Origin of the sequence: Reyranella sp., assembly GCF_965228225.1 — a bacterium.
GTDB lineage: Bacteria > Pseudomonadota > Alphaproteobacteria > Reyranellales > Reyranellaceae > Reyranella.
This window is the reverse complement of record NZ_OZ245801.1, coordinates 20,681-39,512: the sequence shown is the minus strand read 5'-3', so window position 1 is coordinate 39,512 and position 18,832 is coordinate 20,681. Positions and strand designations below refer to the sequence as shown.

The 18,832-nt window shown below is 65.5% G+C and carries 17 protein-coding genes; 11 read left to right on the top strand and 6 right to left on the bottom strand.

What is annotated here, in order from left to right:
- The 4 genes from ACO07K_RS00155 to ACO07K_RS00140 form a co-directional block, all read right to left on the bottom strand.
- The gene (locus tag ACO07K_RS00155) at positions 1–480 is read right to left on the bottom strand and encodes a (2Fe-2S)-binding protein (RefSeq protein ID WP_422033915.1); all 480 of its coding nucleotides are present in this window, start codon (positions 478–480) and stop codon (positions 1–3) included.
- A gap of 88 nt (positions 481–568) precedes the next feature.
- Positions 569–2,365: a succinate dehydrogenase flavoprotein subunit gene (sdhA, locus tag ACO07K_RS00150; protein WP_422033914.1), complete on the bottom strand. Its 1,797-nt coding sequence runs from the start codon at positions 2,363–2,365 to the stop codon at positions 569–571.
- A gap of 4 nt (positions 2,366–2,369) precedes the next feature.
- Positions 2,370–2,612, bottom strand: coding sequence for a tautomerase family protein (locus tag ACO07K_RS00145; RefSeq protein ID WP_295137367.1), 243 nt, complete (start codon positions 2,610–2,612; stop codon positions 2,370–2,372).
- An 11-nt stretch (positions 2,613–2,623) separates the two neighbouring features.
- Positions 2,624–3,334 (bottom strand): SDR family NAD(P)-dependent oxidoreductase, encoded by a 711-nt coding sequence (locus ACO07K_RS00140; protein WP_422033913.1) that lies wholly within the window; start codon positions 3,332–3,334, stop codon positions 2,624–2,626.
- Positions 3,335–3,614: 280 nt separating this feature from the next.
- Between ACO07K_RS00140 and ACO07K_RS00135 the strand changes: the two genes are divergently transcribed.
- Complete coding sequence (locus tag ACO07K_RS00135) at positions 3,615–6,530, top strand: ATP-binding protein (RefSeq protein ID WP_422033912.1); 2,916 nt, start codon at positions 3,615–3,617, stop codon at positions 6,528–6,530.
- On the opposite strand, the gene ACO07K_RS00130 is transcribed toward ACO07K_RS00135, so the two are convergent.
- Positions 6,440–7,216 (bottom strand): response regulator transcription factor, encoded by a 777-nt coding sequence (locus ACO07K_RS00130; protein ID WP_422033911.1) that lies wholly within the window; start codon positions 7,214–7,216, stop codon positions 6,440–6,442. The two genes, ACO07K_RS00135 and ACO07K_RS00130, sit on opposite strands and share 91 nt — an antisense overlap.
- A gap of 250 nt (positions 7,217–7,466) precedes the next feature.
- On the opposite strand from ACO07K_RS00130, the gene ACO07K_RS00125 reads away from it, so the two are divergent.
- The 7 genes from ACO07K_RS00125 to ACO07K_RS00095 all read left to right on the top strand — a co-directional run bounded on the left by ACO07K_RS00125 (position 7,467) and on the right by ACO07K_RS00095 (position 11,288).
- Positions 7,467–8,012, top strand: a complete 546-nt coding sequence (locus ACO07K_RS00125; RefSeq protein ID WP_422033910.1) for a cytochrome P460 family protein — start codon at positions 7,467–7,469, stop codon at positions 8,010–8,012.
- Between the two features lie 10 nt (positions 8,013–8,022).
- Positions 8,023–8,286, top strand: coding sequence for a hypothetical protein (locus tag ACO07K_RS00120; RefSeq protein ID WP_422033909.1), 264 nt, complete (start codon positions 8,023–8,025; stop codon positions 8,284–8,286).
- Positions 8,283–8,918 carry a cysteine hydrolase family protein gene (locus ACO07K_RS00115; RefSeq protein ID WP_422033908.1) on the top strand — a complete coding sequence of 212 codons (636 nt, stop codon included), beginning with the start codon at positions 8,283–8,285 and terminating at the stop codon, positions 8,916–8,918. Before ACO07K_RS00120 ends, ACO07K_RS00115 begins: the two co-directional genes overlap by 4 nt.
- Positions 8,919–8,970: 52 nt before the next feature.
- The gene (locus tag ACO07K_RS00110; RefSeq protein ID WP_422033907.1) at positions 8,971–9,843 is read left to right on the top strand and encodes an alpha/beta fold hydrolase; all 873 of its coding nucleotides are present in this window, start codon (positions 8,971–8,973) and stop codon (positions 9,841–9,843) included.
- A gap of 156 nt (positions 9,844–9,999) precedes the next feature.
- The gene (locus ACO07K_RS00105) at positions 10,000–10,419 is read left to right on the top strand and encodes an organic hydroperoxide resistance protein (RefSeq protein ID WP_422033906.1); all 420 of its coding nucleotides are present in this window, start codon (positions 10,000–10,002) and stop codon (positions 10,417–10,419) included.
- Positions 10,420–10,451: 32 nt separating this feature from the next.
- Positions 10,452–10,682 (top strand): hypothetical protein, encoded by a 231-nt coding sequence (locus ACO07K_RS00100; RefSeq protein WP_422033905.1) that lies wholly within the window; start codon positions 10,452–10,454, stop codon positions 10,680–10,682.
- 3 nt (positions 10,683–10,685) lie between these two features.
- Positions 10,686–11,288 (top strand): hypothetical protein, encoded by a 603-nt coding sequence (locus ACO07K_RS00095; RefSeq protein WP_422033904.1) that lies wholly within the window; start codon positions 10,686–10,688, stop codon positions 11,286–11,288.
- Between the two features lie 43 nt (positions 11,289–11,331).
- On the opposite strand, the gene ACO07K_RS00090 is transcribed toward ACO07K_RS00095, so the two are convergent.
- Complete coding sequence (locus tag ACO07K_RS00090; RefSeq protein WP_422033903.1) at positions 11,332–12,144, bottom strand: enoyl-CoA hydratase/isomerase family protein; 813 nt, start codon at positions 12,142–12,144, stop codon at positions 11,332–11,334.
- A 184-nt stretch (positions 12,145–12,328) separates the two neighbouring features.
- Here ACO07K_RS00090 and ACO07K_RS00085 point away from each other — a divergent pair, with 184 nt between their 5' ends.
- From ACO07K_RS00085 to ACO07K_RS00075, 3 genes are all read left to right on the top strand, one after another.
- Complete coding sequence (locus tag ACO07K_RS00085; protein ID WP_422033902.1) at positions 12,329–13,927, top strand: aldehyde dehydrogenase (NADP(+)); 1,599 nt, start codon at positions 12,329–12,331, stop codon at positions 13,925–13,927.
- Between the two features lie 265 nt (positions 13,928–14,192).
- Positions 14,193–17,381, top strand: a complete 3,189-nt coding sequence (locus ACO07K_RS00080; RefSeq protein ID WP_422033901.1) for an efflux RND transporter permease subunit — start codon at positions 14,193–14,195, stop codon at positions 17,379–17,381.
- Positions 17,378–18,565 carry an efflux RND transporter periplasmic adaptor subunit gene (locus ACO07K_RS00075; RefSeq protein ID WP_422033900.1) on the top strand — a complete coding sequence of 396 codons (1,188 nt, stop codon included), beginning with the start codon at positions 17,378–17,380 and terminating at the stop codon, positions 18,563–18,565. Before ACO07K_RS00080 ends, ACO07K_RS00075 begins: the two co-directional genes overlap by 4 nt.
- Positions 18,566–18,832: the final 267 nt, after the last annotated feature.

Sequence of the window (18,832 nt, the reverse complement as noted above, 5' to 3'; positions counted from 1 at the left end):
TCAGCCTCCCTGGCTCTTGCGGGCAGCGGTTTGCGCAGCCTGCTTGATGGCCGCGCGGATGCGCGGATAGGTGCCGCAGCGGCAGACGTTGCCCGACATCGCATCATCGATATCGGCGTCGCTCGGACTGGGATTTCCAGCGAGCAGCGCGGCCGCGGACATGATCTGTCCCGACTGGCAGTACCCGCACTGGACCACCTCGACATCGAGCCACGCCTTCTGCACGCGCGCGCCCGCGTCCGTCGCACCGACCGCTTCGATGGTCGTGATCTCCGACGTTCCGACGCTGGCAACCGGCGTCACGCAGGAGCGGGTCGCAACGCCATCGACATGTACGGTGCAGGCGCCACAGAGCGCCTTGCCGCACCCGAACTTGGTGCCGGTCATGCCGAGCACGTCCCGCAGCACCCAGAGCAGCGGCGTGTCGTCATCCACGTCTACACTGTGCTTCTTGCCGTTCACCTTGACGCTCAGGTTCATGTTCGCCTCCTGCTGCAGAGGCCGGAACGATGAACCGGAGACGGTCACGGATCGATTGAACGAAGGTATGGTCGATACCTTCGTATGGTTAGTAGACGCGCTTGCTCGGGGGGATAGGGGCCACGTCATTGCTGAGCGGCTTCAGATGTACCGGCCGGTAGGCCAGCCGCACGCTGCCGTCGGGCCGCAGCCAGGCCAGCGTATGCTTGAGCCAGTTCGCATCGTCCCGTTCGGGGAAATCCTCGCGGGCGTGCGCGCCGCGGCTCTCGGCCCGGCCGATCGCCGAGTGCAGGCTCACGAGCCCCTGCGACATCATATTATCGAGTTCCAGCGCCTCGACGAGATCGGTGTTGAAGATCATGGACCGGTCGGCAAGTCCAAGTTCGCCCTGCAGGGAGCCCAGCACGCCGTTCAACGCGACGGCACCCTCGTCGAGCAGCGGACCATCGCGGAACACAGCGCAGTACCTTTGCATGGCCTGCTGCAGGGCCAGGCGGATTTCACCGACCGAGCGCTTGCCCTTCGCCCAGCGCAGCCGGTCGAGGCGATCTATGGCCCGCTCCGTCGCCTGCGCCGGCGGCGCCGCAAGCCGTTCGCCGGGCCGGACGCATTCGACGGCGCGATGCGCGGCCGCGCGGCCGAAAACCACGATATCGAGCAGCGAGTTCGAACCCAGCCGGTTGGCACCATGGACCGACACGCAGGCCGCCTCGCCGATCGCCATCAGTCCGGGCACGACGGCTTCCGGATCGCCGTCGCGCAGCGTCACCGCCTCGCCGTGTATGTTGGTCGGGACGCCGCCCATGTTGTAGTGGACGGTCGGCAGCACGGGGATCGGCTGGCGCGTGACGTCGACACCCGCGAAGATCTTGGCGGTCTCGCTGATGCCTGGCAGTCGCTGGTGCAGCAGTTCCGGCGGCAAATGTTCCAGATGAAGGAGGATGTGATCCTTCTTCGGCCCACAGCCTCGCCCTTCGTTGATCTCGATCGTCATCGCCCGGCAGACGACGTCGCGGCCGGCAAGATCCTTGGCCGTCGGCGCATACCGCTCCATGAACCGCTCGCCCGTCGCATTGGTCAGGTATCCGCCCTCGCCGCGCGCCCCTTCGGTGATCAGGCATCCCGAGCCGTAGATGCCCGTCGGATGGAACTGTGTGAACTCCATGTCCTCGAGCGGCAGGCCGGCGCGCAGCGCCATCGCATTGCCGTCGCCGGTACAGATGTGGGCGGCCGTACAGGAGAAGTAGGCGCGCCCATAGCCGCCGGTCGCCAGTACCGTGCGATGGGCCAAAAAGCGATGCAGGCGGCCATCCGCCAGGTCCCAGGCGAGCATCCCGTGACAGGCGCCATCCTCGTCCATCAGGAGGTCGAGCGCGATGTACTCGACGAAGAACTGCGTGCCGTGCTTCAGGCACTGCTGATAGAGCGTATGCAGGATTGCGTGACCGGTCCTGTCGGCCGCCGCGGCCGTGCGCTGGGCCATCCGCTTGCCATAATCCAGCGTCTGGCCACCGAACGGACGCTGGTAGATCCTGCCATCCTGCGTCCGCGAGAACGGCACGCCGTAGTGCTCGAGTTCGACGACCGCCGAGATGGCTTCACGGCACATATATTCGATGGCGTCCTGATCGCCGAGCCAGTCGGAGCCCTTGACCGTGTCGTACATGTGGAAGCGCCAGTTATCGCCATCGCCCATGTTCCCCAGGGCGGCCGCCATGCCGCCTTGCGCGGCGACCGTATGGCTACGCGTGGGAAACACCTTGGTCACGCAGGCCGTCTTGAGGCCCGAGGAGGCCATGCCCAGCGCGGCACGAAGGCCGGCACCACCGGCGCCGACGATCAGGACATCGTACTCGTGCTCGACGATTTCGTAGGGGGCGACCATTCACTTACTCTTCGTTGCCTGATCGCCGCCGCCGCCGTCGGAACTCGGCAACTGGCAAGCCGCCCCATCCCCAGTTCTCGAGCGCCACTTCCTCGATGACGACGAAGGTCGCTTCGGGCGGCTTGTTCAGCACCCTGGTGAGCAGCTCTGTCGCACCTGCGATCAGGGCCGCCTTCTCGGCGGCCGTGACGGATTCCGCGCCGGGCGTATTGCCTTCTCTCGTCACCTGGATGAGGACGATCGGCATGGCAATGCTCCTCAGCGGCCGGCGCTCTGGCCACCGTCGACATGCAGGATCTCGCCCGTGACGAAGGGCGCTCCCTCCAGATACATCACGGCGCCGACGATGTCGGAGACGTCGCCCATATGCCCGACCGGATGGAGCGCATCGAGGGCGGCATGGCTCTCCGGCGGATGCATGAGCGTGCGGATGATGCCGGGCGATACGGCGTTCACGCGTATGCCGCGCTTTGCGTATTCGATCGCGAGGGAACGCGTCGCGGCGCTCAGGCCGCCCTTCGACAGCGAGGCCAACACCGACGGGACGTGCGAATCGGCATGTTCCACCAGGGTCGTGGTGATCTGCACCACGAGACCGCCGCCCTGCTTCTCCATCTGGGCGATCGCAGGCCGGGTAATGCGGAAGAAGCCCGCAACGTTCACGCCCATGACGGCCTGGTAGTCGGCTTCGCTGTAGCGCGTGAACGGCTTCGCGAGAAAGAGGCCGGCGTTGTTGACCAGGGTGTCGATCCGGCCGAACCGCTTCATGCCCTCGGCGATGACCCTTTCGCCGGTGCTGACGTCCGAGATGTCGCCCGACACCGCGAGGACATCCGGATCGCTCGTGGATCCGATCGAACGTGCCGTCGCGACCACGCGATAGCCGCGCTGCCGATAGGCCTTCACCAGGGCCTCGCCGATTCCCTGGGAGGCTCCCGTGACGACCGCAACCTTCTTTTCCGATTCCATCATTTCTCTCCTTCGCAATGCCAAGGAGATGAAATCGATCGCCGCCCAAGTCGATTGGACCATGGTGTCGACGACACCTTCGTTCAACGTTCGGCCTGAGACGGATGGACTACAGTCCAGCCCGGTCTGTTGGCTTTCGTACCCAGGGCGGTGTTTCCAGTGTCTCTGTGCCACACGGTAGGGACGGCAAGGCCCGTAACTCCCTGGAGAAAATCCAAACAAAAGGCGTACTTTATCGCAGGGCGCGCGCGGTTGATAATCAGTGACTTCAGCATGGATCGTGGATTTGCCAGCGAGTGCGCCGCCCGACGTCTCGAGCCAGCATAAAGCGCGCGAGATCACCTTCGGACCCTTTCGGCTGCAGCCGGAGCGTCAGCTCCTGCTGCGCGGGACGGAGGAAGTGCGCCTCGGGAGCCGTGCCCTCGAAATCCTGATCGCGTTGACCGAGCGCCCCGGCGAACTCCTGGCAAAGGACGAGCTCCTCGCGCGCGTGTGGCCCAGGATCGTCGTCGAAGAGGGCAATCTTCGTGCCCAGGTAGCGGCTCTTCGCAAGGCACTGAACGACGGTCGGGACAACGCCCGCTACATCATCTCGGTGCCCGGCCGCGGCTATCGCTTCGTGGCCCCCGTCACGCCATCGGCGGCACCGATCGCACCGGCGATCGAAGTCGTGTCGGTAGCGGCCGAGCGGATGCTGCAGCTCCCCAAGCCGATCGCGCGGGTGATCGGCCGGGCCGGCGTCGTTGCCGAGGTGAGCAAGCGCCTGCAACATCGCAGGCTGCTTACGATTGTCGGTCCCGGGGGAATCGGCAAGACCACGGTCGCGCTGAGCCTCGCCGACGGAATTGCGGACCTCTATCCCGATGGCATCGTCTTGATCGATCTCGCACCCGTCTCGAGCTCGATCGTGCTGTCGAGCGTCGTGGCCTCCGCGCTCGGCCTGGCGGTGGTCGCGGACGATCCGATTTCGGAACTGGTCACTTTCCTGCGCGATCGCCGGCTGCTGCTCATCTTCGATAGTTGCGAGCACGTCCTGGGAACAGCCGCGGCGCTTGCAGAAGCGATCCTGCGCGGAACCAGCGAGACGCGCGTCCTCGCCACGAGCCGCGAACCGCTGCGCGCCGAAGGCGAGAATGTCCTGATCCTCGATCCGCTGGAAACGCCTCCCGAAACCGCCGCGCTGACCGCCCGTCAGGCGATGGCATTCCCGGCCGTCGAGCTCTTCATCGAACGCGCCTCATCGAGTACCGAGACCTTCGAAGTCACCGATGAAACCATACCGATCGTCTCGAACATCTGCCGCAAGCTCGACGGCATGGCGCTCGCCATCGAGCTGGCTGCCAGCCGCGTGCACACATTCGGCTTGCATGAGCTCGCCACCCAACTGGACGATCGCTTCAGGCTTCTGATGCAGGGCCGGCGCACGGCGCTTCCGCGGCATCGCACGCTGACCGCCGCACTCGACTGGAGCTACCAGTACCTCGATGGCACGGAGCAGGCCGTGCTGCGACGGCTCGCCATATTCGTCGGCGGTTTCACACTCGAGGCCGCCCAGGCCGTCGCCATCAGGGACAAGGACATGGCCTCGGATATCATCCGTGCCCTGGCTGACCTGGTCGCCAAGTCACTGATCTCGGTGAATTCCAAGGAACGAACGCCGATCTATCGCCTTCTCGATACCACGCGTGCCTACGCGATGGAGAAGCTCGTCGAAAGCGGAGAACTCGCGGTGACGGCCCGTTCCCACGCCGAGCACTATCGCGTGGTCCTGGTCCGCGCGGGCGGCGATGCCGAGACCATGGAGCTCAGGGACTGGCTCTCGACCTACGCGCGCCAGATCGACAACGTGCGAAGGGCCCTGGACTGGGCCTTCTCCGTCGACGGCAATCCGATGCTGGGCGTGGCGCTCACCGAGGCCGCCCTGCCGCTCTGGATGCACCTGTCGCTGATGAACGAGTGCCGGTCACGCGTCGCCCAGTCGTTGGCGGTGCTGACCTCGCGCGCACAACGCAATCCCCGCCTGGAACTTCAGTTCCAGCATGCACTGGGTGCCGTGCTCCTCAACATCGAGGCGTCCGGTCCGGAGATCGAGACCGCGCTGAACGAAGCGCTGAGGATCGCCGAGGATCTCAACGATACCGACTACAAGCTCCGTGTCCTGTGGTGCCTATGGTGCCTCGCCCACAATTGCGGCGCCTTCCGCGAAGCCCTGGCCCTCGCCGACCGGTTCTGCGAAGTCTCGAAGGAGTCACGCGATCCTGTCGATCCCCTGACGGGGGAACGCATGCGGGGCTTCACGATCCACTTTCTCGGCGACCAGGGCACGGCCCGCCGGCAGATCGAGTACATGCTCGACAATTACGTCGCGCCCGTCCATCGCGCCCATATCATTCGCTTCCAGTTCGACCAGAAGATCACGGCCCGCAATTTCCTGGTCTCGATCCTGTGGCTGCAAGGCTACGCCAGCCAGGCGCTGGCGATGAACGCGACGAATGTCGAGGAGGCGCAGGCCTTCGACCACACGATGACGCTCTGCAATTCGCTGACCAAAGGCGCCTGCCTGCTGTCGTTGCTGGCAAGCGACCTGCACGGCGCCCAGCAGTATATCGACCTGCTGCTGAAGCGCTCGGCGCGCGATGGCCTGCCGATCTGGCACGCCTGGGGCAAGTGCTTCCAGGGAATCCTGCACATCAAGCAGGGCAATGTCGCCGACGGGCTCGACCTGCTGAAGGCGACCCTGGCTGGTTTGCCCGAGAACCGCTTCTCGCTCCGGCACACCTGGGTGTTCGCCGAGTATGCCGACGGTTTGCGTATCGCAGGCCGACTCGACGAGGGCCTCGATGTGATCGAGAAGGCTCTCGGCATGTGCCGACGGGACGAGGAATACTGGTGCATCCCCGAAGTCCTGCGGATCAAGGGTGAACTTCTCCAGGCCAAGGGCGGTCCAACGGAGTACCGCACCGCCGAGGAACTGTTCCTGGAATCGCTCGACTGGGCCCGCCGACAGGAAGCCCTGTCGTGGGAGTTGCGGACGGCTCTCAGCCTGTGCCGTCGGTACCATCGCGACGGACATCGGCGCGAGGCTCGTGTGCTTCTCTCGCCGATCTACGGCCGGTTCATCGAGGGATTTGAAACGTCCGACCTGCGCCAGGCCAAGGCGCTGATCGAGGAACTCGCGGCGGGCGACGCCGACTGAACCTGTTTCATGCGGCCCTGACCTGTGTATGGCTCGAGCTTGAGCTTGCCCGCGCTGTTCACGAGAGCCACCAGGGTTCGGACGTTCATCTTGCGCATCACCTTGCCGCGATGCGCCTTCACGGTGATTTCGCTGATCCCCAGCTCGCCACCGATCTGCTTGTTCAAGAGGCCCGACACGACCAGCGACATGACCTGACGTTCGCGCTGGCTAAGCAAAGCGTAGCGGCCTCGCAGCGCCTTGTCCTCCCTGTGCTGCACCAGCAGGTCCTTGCTCCGTTCCAGTGCCAGTTCGACCGAGGCGATCAGGGCGTCCTGGCGGAGGGGCTTGGCCAGGACGTCGACGGCGCCTGCCCGCATGGCATGAACCGTGCCCAGAACGTCCGCGTGACCGGTAACGCAGATGACCGGCGTTTCTGCACGCTCGTCCGCGAGATGCTGCGGCATGGCCAGCTCGTAGAGCACCAGGCAACTAGGCACGCTGCATTCGGGCTCCAAGAGCAGGGCTTCGGCGGAGGCAATCTCCCGAACCCGCCAGCCCATATCGTCGAGCGTGGCGGCCATGCCCCGGCAGGCAGACGGGTCCTCTGCGACGATGAAGACGATGCACGGCGCCACGGACCGGATATTGCCTGCCATGGCCGACGGGCGGCCCGCACTGGGCGCCGGATAGGACGAGGGTCGCATGATGGATTCTCCTGGGTTGCGCAGCACCGTCTCCCGGCCATCCCGCCCCCCCGCTAACCACGACGGGCCGGGACTTTGGCTCTTGCACGGTGTCTGCGCAGCCTGCGGGTCCCGAGGCCGAACAGCGAGTCAATCGTCGTCAAAAGTTGTCAAATCGAGCAGCCCCCTCCGCCGCAATACCATCGTGCAATAGCCCGCCACTCGTCTCCGCCACATCTTCTGGCCACCAACACCACAATGGGAGCGGGCCATGAAGAAGCTGCTGGCGCTGACCTTGTCGATCACCGCGGTCGGGCTGCTCGCCTTTGAAGGCCGCAGCCTCATCGCGCAGGACACAGGGGCACAGAAATACAGCCTGCAGGTTCCCGATGGTCTGCGGTTCGACGAGTTCAAGGGATACGAGGACTGGCAGGTCATCTCGGTCAGCCAGGTCGATGATCTGCTCAAGGTCGTCGTTGGCGACCGCGCCATGATCGACGCCTACCGGGCGGGTGCGCCGACCAAGGGCCGTGCCTTTCCCGACGGCGCCAGGATGGCGAAGATCATGTGGAAGTCGGTCCAGAACCCGGACTCGCCCAGCCCGGCGCAGGTCGCGGGACCGCTCCAATTCATCGACTTCATGGTGAAGGACAGCCGGCGCTTCGCCGCGACCGCGGGCTGGGGTTACGCCCAGTTCAACTACGACGCGACCTCGAGTTCCTTCCTGCCTGACGGGCGTGGCACGGACTGCGGCGCTGCCTGCCACAAGCTCGTGGAGGCCAAGGACTCCGTGTTCACCGCATACGGCCGGCGCTGAAGGTTCGGCCATGACAAAGCACCGAGTCTCGCGGCGTGCCCTTCTCGGCCACGCATCGATCGGCCTGTCGATTGTGGTCGCGGGTGTCGACCGCCCCGGCCTTGCGTTCCAGAAACTCAGCCAGGCCGATGCGCGGTACCAGGGTACGGCCAAGGGCAGTCAGCATTGCGTGAGCTGCCTTCACTTCCAGCCGCCGCAGAGCTGCAGGTTCGTGCAGGGCGAGATCAGCCCTGATGGCTGGTGCCAACTCTTCACCAGGAAAGCCGGAGCATGACCCAGGAAGCCGCCAACACCTATCCATCGGCATCGACCGCAGTCCTGCTGGTCGATCCCTACAACGACTTCCTGTCGGAAGGCGGCAAGTACTGGCCCATGGCCCAGAAGGTGGCTGAGGAAGTGCGGCTGCTCGATCATCTGCGCGCCGTCGTTGCCGGGGCCCGGAAGGCCGGCATCAGGATCTTCTTCGTGCCGCATCGCCGGTGGCAGCTTGGCGACTACGAAGGGTTTCGGCATCCCACGCACACGCAGCTCCGCACGGCCAAGCGCCAGGGCTTTGCCAAGGGAACCTGGGGCGGAACGTTCCACGACGATTTCCAGATTCAGCCCGGCGACATCCTGATCAAGGAGCATTGGAACTCGAGCGGCTTCGCCAACACCGACCTCGACTACATGCTGAAGCAGTTCGCCATCGAGCGTATCGTGGTGATCGGCATGATCGCCAATACCTGCGTCGAATGCACCGGCCGCTTCGGCACCGAGCTCGGCTACCACGTCACCTTGGTGCGCGATGCAACCGCGGCCTACAGCCGGGAAGCCATGCACGCGGCGCATGAGATCAACGGTCCGAGCTTTGCCCACGCGATCCTGACGACCGACGAGCTCCTCGCCGCTTTCGGTCGCGCCTAGCGGACGCGCCACCAGCGTCCCCAAACGCAGCGACCATCATGAGGTTCGGTCCATGAGCACCGCGTATCGCACCCGGCAGATCGACGACGTCGAGGTCTTCTATCGGGAAGCCGGCCCTCCCGACGGCCCGGTCGTCGTCCTGCTTCACGGATTTCCGACGGCAAGCCACATGTTCCGCGATCTGATTCCCATTCTGGCGCGCGACTATCGCGTCATCGCGCCCGACCTGCCCGGCTTCGGCAACACTTCGGCGCCTCCGCGTGGCCAATTCGACTACACGTTCGACAATCTGGCCGGCGTGATCGATCGCTTTCTGGAGGCGCTGCAGCTCGATCGCTACGCCCTGTACATCTTCGACTATGGCGCACCGGTCGGCCTGCGGGTCGCGTCAAAACACCCCGAACGCGTGACGGCCCTCATCAGCCAGAACGGCAATGCCTATCTCGAAGGGTTCGGCAACTCATGGGGCCTCTGGCAGGTTTACTGGCGCGAGCCGACTGCTGCGCATCGTGAGGCCTGCCGCGTGTCCCTGAGCCCGGACATGATCCGGAACTGGCAGTATTTCGACGGTTCCGACCGGACGGGCGTATCTCCCGACGGTTACACGCTCGACATAGCCTACATGGCCCGTCCTGGCCGGTCGGAGATCCAGCTCGACCTGATCCTCGACTATCGCAGCAACGTGGCACTCTATCCGGCCTTCCAGGCCTATCTCCGCGAGCATCGGCCGCCTCTGCTGGCGGTGTGGGGCCGCAACGACGCACACTTCATACCGGCGGGGGCACTTGCCTTTCGCACCGACGTGCCCGACGCCGAGATCCGCTTCGTCGATGCCGGCCACTTTGCGCTGGAGACGCACGCGGCGGAAATCGGCGCACTGATGCTCGATTTCCTCGGACGCACACTGGCGCACCGCCGACGTTGAGCGCCGACCAGGAGCCCGCGCTTCACCTCTTACTCCTCTCACACCAAGTAAGGAGCCGGTCCATACCTTCGCATAATGGATCACGCTCCGGCGATGCCCCAGTCTTCAAAGGGCAGGGCGTGACCGGCTCGATCACCAGCCTTCAAGGAGCATCCGATGACCCAGTCCACCACGAAGACCGTCTACACAGCGAAGGTCCACACCGTCGGCGGCCGCGACAAGGGCGAGGCGCGCAGCAGCGACGGTCGCCTCGACATCAGGCTCTCAGTGCCGGGTGGTCCAGGCACCGGAACCAACCCCGAGCAGCTTATGGCCGCCGGCTGGTCCGCCTGTTTTGAGGGCGCCGTCATGCTGGTGGCCCGCGAGAAGAAGGTGCGGATCGAGCATCTCGCGATCGACGCCGAGATCGACCTCAACCAGGGGAGCGACGGCTACTCGCTGGGCGCGCGCCTCAACGTCAGCCTGCCAGACATCGATCGCAAGCTTGCGCAGGAGTTGGTGGATGGCGCCCACGAGATCTGCCCGTACTCGAAGGCGCTAAAGGGCAAAATCGGCATCGCCACGACGATCGTCTAGCTCGACAGCATCGAGCATTCAGGAGGCCACCGATGACCGAGGCCGAACGGCTCCGGACCGAGACTCGCGACCGAGAGAGGACGCCGCGGGCGCTGAAGCAGCGGCGCGATCCTACCAGCCGGGACGAGCCCGCTGCCCCTGGCGAAACGCCCGCCGAAACGATGGAGCGGAAGCTCGACTCCGCCCTGTCCGACAGCTTCCCCGGAAGCGACGCGGTGTCGTTCCTGCAGCCCACACCAGACAAGCCCACCGGCTTGCGTTGATTCATGCGCCCCGTCTTCCCCGTGGTCGCGCTGTTGGCCGCCCTGTCGTGCCTCTCCGCAGGCCACGCCATCGCTGACGAACCGGGTCGGGGCTGGCAGCTCGAGCGCGACGTCGATTCGCCGACCTATGCCTTCATCGAACCCGCGATCACCGACCTCGACCTCGACGTCGACGTCATGGTGTTGTCGTGCGAGCCGACTGAGCGGAAGAGCGGCTTGCAGCTAAGACTCTATCCTCCGGAGCCCGGTCCTTTCCGGTCGGCGCAGTCGAGTCCCGTCGAGTTGGCCCCCGATGTCGTGATCGACATCGACGGAAGGCGGTATGCCGCTCGCCTCTTTTTTGCCGATGATTTCGTGGTGGTAGCGAACGCCGCCGACGGGGCTGTGCCGGTCCTGTCGGCATCGCTTGTCGCCTCGTTGCAGAACGGGAGGCACTTCACGATGAGGCTGCACACGATGGAGGCCTCTCCCTCCTCCAGCGCGACGCCGGCGTTCGATATCACCGCCGACCTTCAGGCGGGCATCGGCGGCGCAGCCATTGCCGTGCTGCGTCGATGCGGTACGCCGAACGACAGCCTGGCTTCCGGCCCGGCCAGAGCTGGTTGAGTGGCGAAACGGTTCCGGCCCGCAGGCAACCGGTCACCCCGTGTCACTCCGCCACCGCTTTCCCGAGGGAGAGCTCGATGGCAGTTCGCCGCTGAAGACCTTGGGCCAGCAACCTTGCCATGCGCGCCTGCGCGCCGGGACGGGCGACCGACTGGAAGAAGGCCGCCAGGGCCGGCGGAAAGGCTGCATCTGGCGGCAGCGACGCTAGGTCGAGCAGCGACTTGGCGTGGACGATCCCATGCTTCTCGAAGCCGGCCAGGCGTTGGGCGAGGCCATCTACGAACGCGGACAGCTCAGCATCGGGCAGGGCACGATTGACGTATCCATAGCGCTCCGCGACGGCGCCCGAAAAGTCGTCCGCGCCCAGCACGACCTCCATCGCGCGCCCGCGTCCCATCAGGCCGGCGAGCCGTACCATAGGATTGCCGCCGGGCACGGCGCCGACGCCGACCTCGAACTGGCCGAGGATCGCGCGCTCGAGGCTGGCGAAGCGCATGTCGCAGGCCAACGCGAACTCGCTGCCCGCTCCCCGCGCGCGCCCCCGGATCTCGGCAATCGAGACGACGGGTGCGCGGGAGATCCGCACGAGGACATCCAGCCACGGATGGAGGCCTGACGGCCCCGGTGGCATCTCCGCCGTTCGCCTCTTGTCGGCCAGGATATCCCAATGAGCGAGGAAGAAGTCGGGATCGGCGCTGCGGAAGACGATGACCTTCACATCGGCATCGGTCTCCAGCTCCGCCAGCAGGGCTTGCAGCTCGACGATCGTGTCGGGGTCGATGAGGTTTATCGGCGGATTTTCGAATGTCGCGATCCAGAGGGCCGGGTTGCCTCGATCGATCCTGAGCTGCGCCATGCTGCCTCCTCATTGGCTGTTGCGAGCAATGACGTGCCGATCGATGGCAGGAGAATCGATGGCACGAAGGTATCGGCGACACCTAGGTGCAATACCGGCGCACTCCCCACCCCTTCACTTTCAGCTCGGCAAGCGACCTCCGAACCGGAGGTCGTCTCTCATATTCATATCGTGGAGTTGCACCATGCCCGTTCAGGGAACCATGTTGATCGGACAGTCGGCGCTTCATGGCGTCGCCCCCTCGCTCAACGCCTTCGATCCCGCGCTCGGCGCGCCTATCGAACCTTCCTTTGGCGGTGCGACCGCAGCCGACGTCGATCGAGCCTGCCGCCTGGCCGACACCGCATACGAGTCCTACAGCCGAACCGATCCGGAACTCAGGGCAATGTTTCTCGAGGCGATTGCTGCCAATCTCCTGGCGCTGGGCGACGAATTGGTCGACAGGACCATGTCGGAGACGGGGCTTCCCAGGACACGGATTCAAGGCGAGCAGGCACGAACAGCCGCGCAGGTTCACCATTTTGCTTCGGTCGTGCGCTCAGGCCTGTGGCGCCGCGCGACGATCGTCTCCGCCGACTCGAGGAAAGCCGTGCCAAGCCCGGACATGCGGCTGCACAAGGTTGCGCTGGGACCGGTCGCGGTGTTCGGCGCCAGCAATTTTCCCCTGCTCTACTCGGTGGCAGGCGGCGATACCGCGTCGGCCCTCGCTGCCGGCTGTCCGGTGATCGTGAAGGCGCATTTCTCGCATCTCGGGACGTCCGAACTGGTAGGACGCGCCCTCCAGAAAGCCGTCGCCGACTTCGGCCTGCACGAAGGCGTGTTCTCCCTCATCGTCGGGGCCGGTAACGCGGCTGCCGAAGCGCTCGTCGATCATCCCGCCATCAAGGCGGTGGCCTTCACCGGCTCGCAGGCCGGCGGGATGGCGCTGGTCCGCCGGGGACAGCAGCGTCCCGAACCGATCCCCGTCTTCACCGAGATGACGAGCGTAAATCCCAACTTTGTGTTGCCGCACGTGGTGGCGACCCGGGGCGAAGCGCTTGCAGTCCGCTTCGCCGAACAGGTGGCTGCGGGTGTCGGCCAGATGTGCCTCAAGCCCGGCGTGCTCATCGCCATCGAGGGAAACGGCTTCGGGGCCATGCGCTCGGCATTGCAGGACGCGGTGTCGGCCAAGCCGGCAGCCACCATGCTGAGTCCCGGCATTCACGACGCCTATGGCCGCCGCACCGAGCGCCAACGCGCGGCCGCCCCGGTCATTGCTTCCGGCGGGCCGCCCTCCGGGAAGACCGACGGCCAGGCGCTCCTGTTCGAGATCAATGCCGATGCCCTGCTGGCCGACATCACGCTGGCGGAGGAGATGTTCGGCCCGGCCGCCTTGTTGGTCCGATGCAGCCAGTTCAGTGACATGGTCCGGATCGCCGAGCGCCTGCCCGGCCAACTCACGATGACACTTCAGATGGATGCCGAGGACGCCGCCCTGGCGAAGGCGCTGATGCCGGTCCTGGAACGCAAGGCTGGTCGCATCATTGCGAACGGCTTCTCCAATGCGGCGGTCGAGTTCACCTCAGCCACCAATCACGGCGGCCCGTTTCCGGCAACAAGCGACAGCCGCTTCACATCGGTGGGCAGTTCCGCGATCGACCGCTTCCTGCGGCCCGTGTCCTACCAGAATGTTCCGGCCATGCTGTTGCCGCCGGCCCTAAGGGACGAGAACCCTTACGGGCTGACGCGCCTGCGCGATGAACGGTTCGAGACGGTCCGCCAGAAGCGCGAGGCGGTTCGTTGAGAGACCACGACGTCGGACGGTTCCATCCGCAAAAGCTGACATCCACACAGCTGCAGTACGTCGAGAAAAGCGAGCCGTCCTTCCATACCTTGGTATAGGCCCCGCAACTGATCGTATGGATATGAAGACGGCACCCGGCGGCGTCTATTGGCAGCGACAGGCCAATGCCGAGAAGGATAGCGCTGATGCCCTCCCTGCTGCCGTTCGTCGCGCCCCGTCAGGTCGCCCACGTCCTGAGGCACCTGATCGCGCGTGAGAGGATCCGATGAGCATCGTCCGGTTCGCGCTGCGCTTTCCGTACACATACTACGTCGTGGCGACGCTGATCGTCTTCCTGGGTGGCATCGCGGCCCTTTCGATGCGGACGGACATCTTTCCCGAGATCCGAATTCCGGTCGTCACGGTGATCTGGAGCTACTCCGGTCTCAGCACGCCGGAGATGGAGCAGCGGGTCACGACCTACAGCCAGTACGCCATCAGCGGCAACGTGAACGGCATCCGCAACATCGAAGCGCAGACGCTGGCGGGCTTGTCGGTGCAGAAGGTGTACTTCCAGCAGGACGTCAATCTCGACCTCGCCATCTCGCAGATCGTCGCGGCGACCAACACGATCCGCGCGCTGATGCCGGCCGGCATCCAGCCGCCCGTCGTGGTGCAGTTCAACGCCTCGAGCGTTCCGGTTCTCCAGATCGCCCTGAGTTCGGACACGCTGAACGAGCAGCAGCTCTACGACTACGGCATCTACCGCGTGCGCCAGCAGCTCGCGCCGATTCCGGGCCTCACCCTGCCGACGCCCGCAGGCGGCAAGTACCGCCAGATCATGGTCGACATCGATCCTGCGAAGCTCGTGGCGCGGGGGCTGACACCGCTCGACGTCGTGGCCGCGGTCAACGCCCAGAACCTCACCCTGCCATCCGGCACCGCGAAGATCGGCGACACGCAGTACCTCGTGCGCACGAACGGAATGCCGTCGACGATCGACGAGCTGAACGACATCCCGGTCAAGGTCGTGAACGGCGCAACCGTGTTTGTGAAGGACGTGGGCCAGGTCCATGACGGCTGGCTGGTGCAGCAGAACATGGTGCGTCAGGACGGCAAGCACTCCGTGCTGCTCAGCATCATCAAGAACGGCAACGCCTCGACCCTGGAGGTGGTGAACCGGGTCAAGCAGGCGCTCGAGACGATCCGCAAGTCCGCGCCGCCCGGCATGGAGATCCACGAACTGTTCGACCAGTCGGTTTTCGTACGCGACGCGCTGTATGGCGTACTTCGCGAAGGCGCCATCGCCGCCGCACTGACCGCAGCCATGATCCTGCTGTTTCTCGGCTCCTGGCGGTCGACCCTGGTCGTGATGATCTCGATCCCGCTGTCGATCCTGGCCTCGTTGGTGGCGCTGTACTTCCTCGGCGAGACGATCAACACGCTGACCCTGGGCGGACTGGCGCTGGCGATCGGCATCCTGGTCGACGATTCCACGGTCACCATCGAGAACACCCATCGCCTGCTGACCGAGGAGAAGATAAGTCTGCCGCTGGCGACCCTGCACGGGGCGGCCGGCATCGCCATTCCGACCCTGGTTTCGACGCTTGCGATCAGCTGCGTGTTCACCTCCGTCGTCTTCCTCGACGGCCCCGCCAAGTTCCTGTTCACGCCGCTCGGCCTCGCCGTGGTGTTCGCCATGCTGGCGTCCTACGGCCTGTCGCGTACCCTGACGCCGATCACCATCGGGCTGCTGCTCAGGGGCGAGCGCCATGCCGCGCCCGGCGAGACACCCGGCGTCCTTAGCCAGATCCACCGCACCTTCGACGCCGGCTTCGAGCGACTGCGTCATCGCTACGCCCTCCTGCTCGAAGAGTTGATCGGCCGCCCTGTCGCGGTCGTCCTGGTCGCTGTCCTGGTGCTCGGCTCCGGCGCCGCTGTCTTCACCGTGGTCGGCCGCGACTTCTTCCCGGTGATCGACGCCGGCCGCCTTCAGCTCCATGTCCGCGGACCCGCCGGCATGCGCATCGAGGCGACCGAAGGTCTCTTCCAGGCTGTCGAGAACAAGATCCGCGAGATCATCCCCGCCCATGATCTCGAGCTGATCGTCGACAATATCGGCCTCCCGGCACGGCCCTATAATCTGGCCTTCAGCGACGGATCGACCATCGGGGTGAACGACGGCACCGTGCAGGTCGCCCTGAAGGAGGGCCATGCACCGACCGCGGAATATGTAAGCCGGCTGCGGCGGGAACTGCCTGCCGTCTTTCCCGAGGCCGTCTTCTATTTCCAGCCGGCCGACATGGTCACGCAGATCCTGAACTTCGGATTGCCGGCGCAGATCAACGTTCGCACCGTCGGCTACGACCGCACAAACAACCTTCGTGTCGCCCGCGAGATCCAGAAGCGGCTCGCGGCGATCCACGGCATCGTCGACGTGCACCTCCAGCAGGAGACCGACGCGCCCTCATTTCTGGCCCGCATCGATCGCACACGCGCGGCGGAACTCGGGCTCAACGCCAGCACGATCGGGAGCAACATCAATATCAGTCTCAGCTCGTCGGAGCAGGTGACGCCGAACTTCTGGACCGACCCCAAATCCGGCATTCCCTACTACATCGCGGTGCAGACGCCCGAGGCCCAGGTCGCCTCGCTCAACGATCTCGGCAACACGCCCGTGTCGACGGCGCTCGCCAATGGTCCCGCGGTCGGTGGCGTGCCGGTGCCGGGTCTCCTCAGCAACGTCGCGACCTTCACGCGCCAGAGCGTGCCGACCAACGCCAACCAGGCGAACATCCAGCCGGTCTACGAAGTCTATGCCGGCGTCCAGGGCCGCGACCTGGGCCGGGTCGCCGACGACATCCGTGCCGCCGTTTCCGATCTCCAGAAGCAGATGGCGCCGGGCAACAGGATCGAGATCGTCGGCCAGATCCAGAGCATGGACCTTGCCTTTCGCAACCTTGGTGCCGGGCTGCTGTTCGCAGCGGTGCTCGTCTACCTGCTGATGGTGGTGAACTACCAGAACTTCGGCGATCCCTTCGTGGTCCTGCTCGCGCTGCCGGCGACGCTCTGCGGCATTGTCGTCATGCTCTTCGCCACCGGCACGACCCTGAGCGTGCCCTCGCTGATGGGGGCCATCATGGCGGTAGGCGTCGCGTCGGCGAACTCGATCCTGCTCGTCACCTTTGCCCGCGAACAGCGCGACGCCGGCCTCGACGCACGCGCCGCCGCCATCGCGGCTGGGCATACCCGCATCCGGCCGGTCCTGATGACCGCCGCCGCTATGATCGTCGGCATGATCCCGATGGCGATCGGCGGCGCCGGCGAGGAACAGAACGCGGCGCTGGCCCGTGCCGTGATCGGCGGCCTGCTGTTCGCCACGCCGACGACGTTGCTGGTGGTGCCCTGCCTGTTCGCCTGGCTGCGCGCCGGAGCCAATGCGAGGGGCGGCGTCTTCAAGGAGCAATTGCCATGACCAGTACCCCGGCACTTCTGGCCGTGACCCTCCTCTCCGTGCTGGCGTCTGCCATCGGGGTCGGCGCCTGGCAGTTGCACGAGCGCAGCGGCGCGGCGAAGGACGCCGCCGACCTCAGGCTCGCGGTCGTCCCGACCGTTCGGGTGGCCGACGTGCGCGCCGTCGGCGACGAAAGGTCGGTGCGGCTTCCTGCCACCACGACGGCCTTCGCGGTGGCAAACGTCTTTGCACGCGCCAGCGGGTATATCGACCATCGCAACGTCGATATCGGCGACCGTGTGAAGGCAGGCGATCTCCTCGCGACCATCGTCGCGCCCGAACTCGACCACCAGATCGCCCAGGCGGAGGCAACGCTCGTCCAGCTCCAGGCGGCCCTGCATCAGGCCGAAGCCAATCAGGAACTGGCGCGCGTCACCTGGGACCGTGACCATCCGCTGGTAAGAGACGGGTGGTTGCCGCAACAGCGAGGCACAGTGGACGTGCAGACGCTGAAGGGCACCGAGGCCGCGGTGGGCGTCGCCCAGGCGAACGTCGTCGCGCAGCAGGCTCAACTGGAGGTGCTGCGCCAGGAGAAGGCGTACCAGAGGGTGGTCGCGCCGTTCGACGGAATCGTGACCCAGCGCAACATCGACATCGGCAGCCTGGTACAGGCCGATGCCGTGAACGCCACGTTCATGTTCACGCTCCAGCAGAGCAGCGTAATCCGCACCCAGGTCTTCGTGCCGCAGGACGCGGCCGTCGGCGTCCGGCCTGGAATCAAGGCCGTCATCACCGTGCCGGAGTTGCCGGGACGCCGCTTCACCGGGACGGTGACGCGCATCGCCGACGCGCTGCAGCCGGGGACCCGGACGTTGTTGGCCGAGATCGACATCGCCAACCCCGAAGGCACGTTGCAGCCCGGAACCTACGCCATGGCCGAGATTCTGGTTCCTCGCGCGGTTCCGGCGCTGCTGATCCCGGCCGGTGCCCTCATCTTCAATCAGGATGGCCAACAGGTCGCGGTTGTCGAGAACGGCATCGCGCGCCTGCAACGGATCACGGTTTTTCGCGACCTCGGAACCGAGATCGAGGTGCGACAGGGCGTCAAGGCGGGCGACAGGGTGATCCTCAACCCCGCCGTCGACCTACGCGACGGCGACCGCGTCAACGTCGCGCCCAGCGCGGCCGTTCGACAACCCTCATAGACGGCGGCTTCGGGTGTCCCTATCCGCGAACCTGCTTCAGACATCGAATCCGTGTCATTGTTTCCGATACTTTGGGACAGGGTCGTCGATGCCTTCGACCAATCGACTGCCGTGCATCTCCCCGGCGGGAGGCACGGATGGATCCCGCCTATATCTCCACCCTGGCTGCGTTGACCGGATCTGCGATCGGCGCATTGGCCTCCTTTGCCACCACATGGACCACACAGGCTTCACAGGCGCGTGCCGCTCGACGGGCGTAGGAGCGCG

What these genes read in the sequence shown, in the direction of transcription:
- ACO07K_RS00130 (WP_422033911.1), bottom strand. Translation starts at nt 7,216, where the DNA reads ATGCGACCCTCGTCCTATCCGGCGCCCAGTGCGGGCCGCCCGTCGGCC.
- ACO07K_RS00075 (WP_422033900.1), top strand. Translation starts at nt 17,378, where the DNA reads ATGACCAGTACCCCGGCACTTCTGGCCGTGACCCTCCTCTCCGTGCTG.
- sdhA (WP_422033914.1), bottom strand. Translation starts at nt 2,365, where the DNA reads ATGGTCGCCCCCTACGAAATCGTCGAGCACGAGTACGATGTCCTGATC.
- ACO07K_RS00090 (WP_422033903.1), bottom strand. Translation starts at nt 12,144, where the DNA reads ATGGCGCAGCTCAGGATCGATCGAGGCAACCCGGCCCTCTGGATCGCG.
- ACO07K_RS00140 (WP_422033913.1), bottom strand. Translation starts at nt 3,334, where the DNA reads ATGGAATCGGAAAAGAAGGTTGCGGTCGTCACGGGAGCCTCCCAGGGA.
- ACO07K_RS00125 (WP_422033910.1), top strand. Translation starts at nt 7,467, where the DNA reads ATGAAGAAGCTGCTGGCGCTGACCTTGTCGATCACCGCGGTCGGGCTG.
- ACO07K_RS00080 (WP_422033901.1), top strand. Translation starts at nt 14,193, where the DNA reads ATGAGCATCGTCCGGTTCGCGCTGCGCTTTCCGTACACATACTACGTC.
- ACO07K_RS00105 (WP_422033906.1), top strand. Translation starts at nt 10,000, where the DNA reads ATGACCCAGTCCACCACGAAGACCGTCTACACAGCGAAGGTCCACACC.
- ACO07K_RS00100 (WP_422033905.1), top strand. Translation starts at nt 10,452, where the DNA reads ATGACCGAGGCCGAACGGCTCCGGACCGAGACTCGCGACCGAGAGAGG.
- ACO07K_RS00155 (WP_422033915.1), bottom strand. Translation starts at nt 480, where the DNA reads ATGAACCTGAGCGTCAAGGTGAACGGCAAGAAGCACAGTGTAGACGTG.
- ACO07K_RS00085 (WP_422033902.1), top strand. Translation starts at nt 12,329, where the DNA reads ATGCCCGTTCAGGGAACCATGTTGATCGGACAGTCGGCGCTTCATGGC.
- ACO07K_RS00095 (WP_422033904.1), top strand. Translation starts at nt 10,686, where the DNA reads ATGCGCCCCGTCTTCCCCGTGGTCGCGCTGTTGGCCGCCCTGTCGTGC.
- ACO07K_RS00120 (WP_422033909.1), top strand. Translation starts at nt 8,023, where the DNA reads ATGACAAAGCACCGAGTCTCGCGGCGTGCCCTTCTCGGCCACGCATCG.
- ACO07K_RS00145 (WP_295137367.1), bottom strand. Translation starts at nt 2,612, where the DNA reads ATGCCGATCGTCCTCATCCAGGTGACGAGAGAAGGCAATACGCCCGGC.
- ACO07K_RS00115 (WP_422033908.1), top strand. Translation starts at nt 8,283, where the DNA reads ATGACCCAGGAAGCCGCCAACACCTATCCATCGGCATCGACCGCAGTC.
- ACO07K_RS00110 (WP_422033907.1), top strand. Translation starts at nt 8,971, where the DNA reads ATGAGCACCGCGTATCGCACCCGGCAGATCGACGACGTCGAGGTCTTC.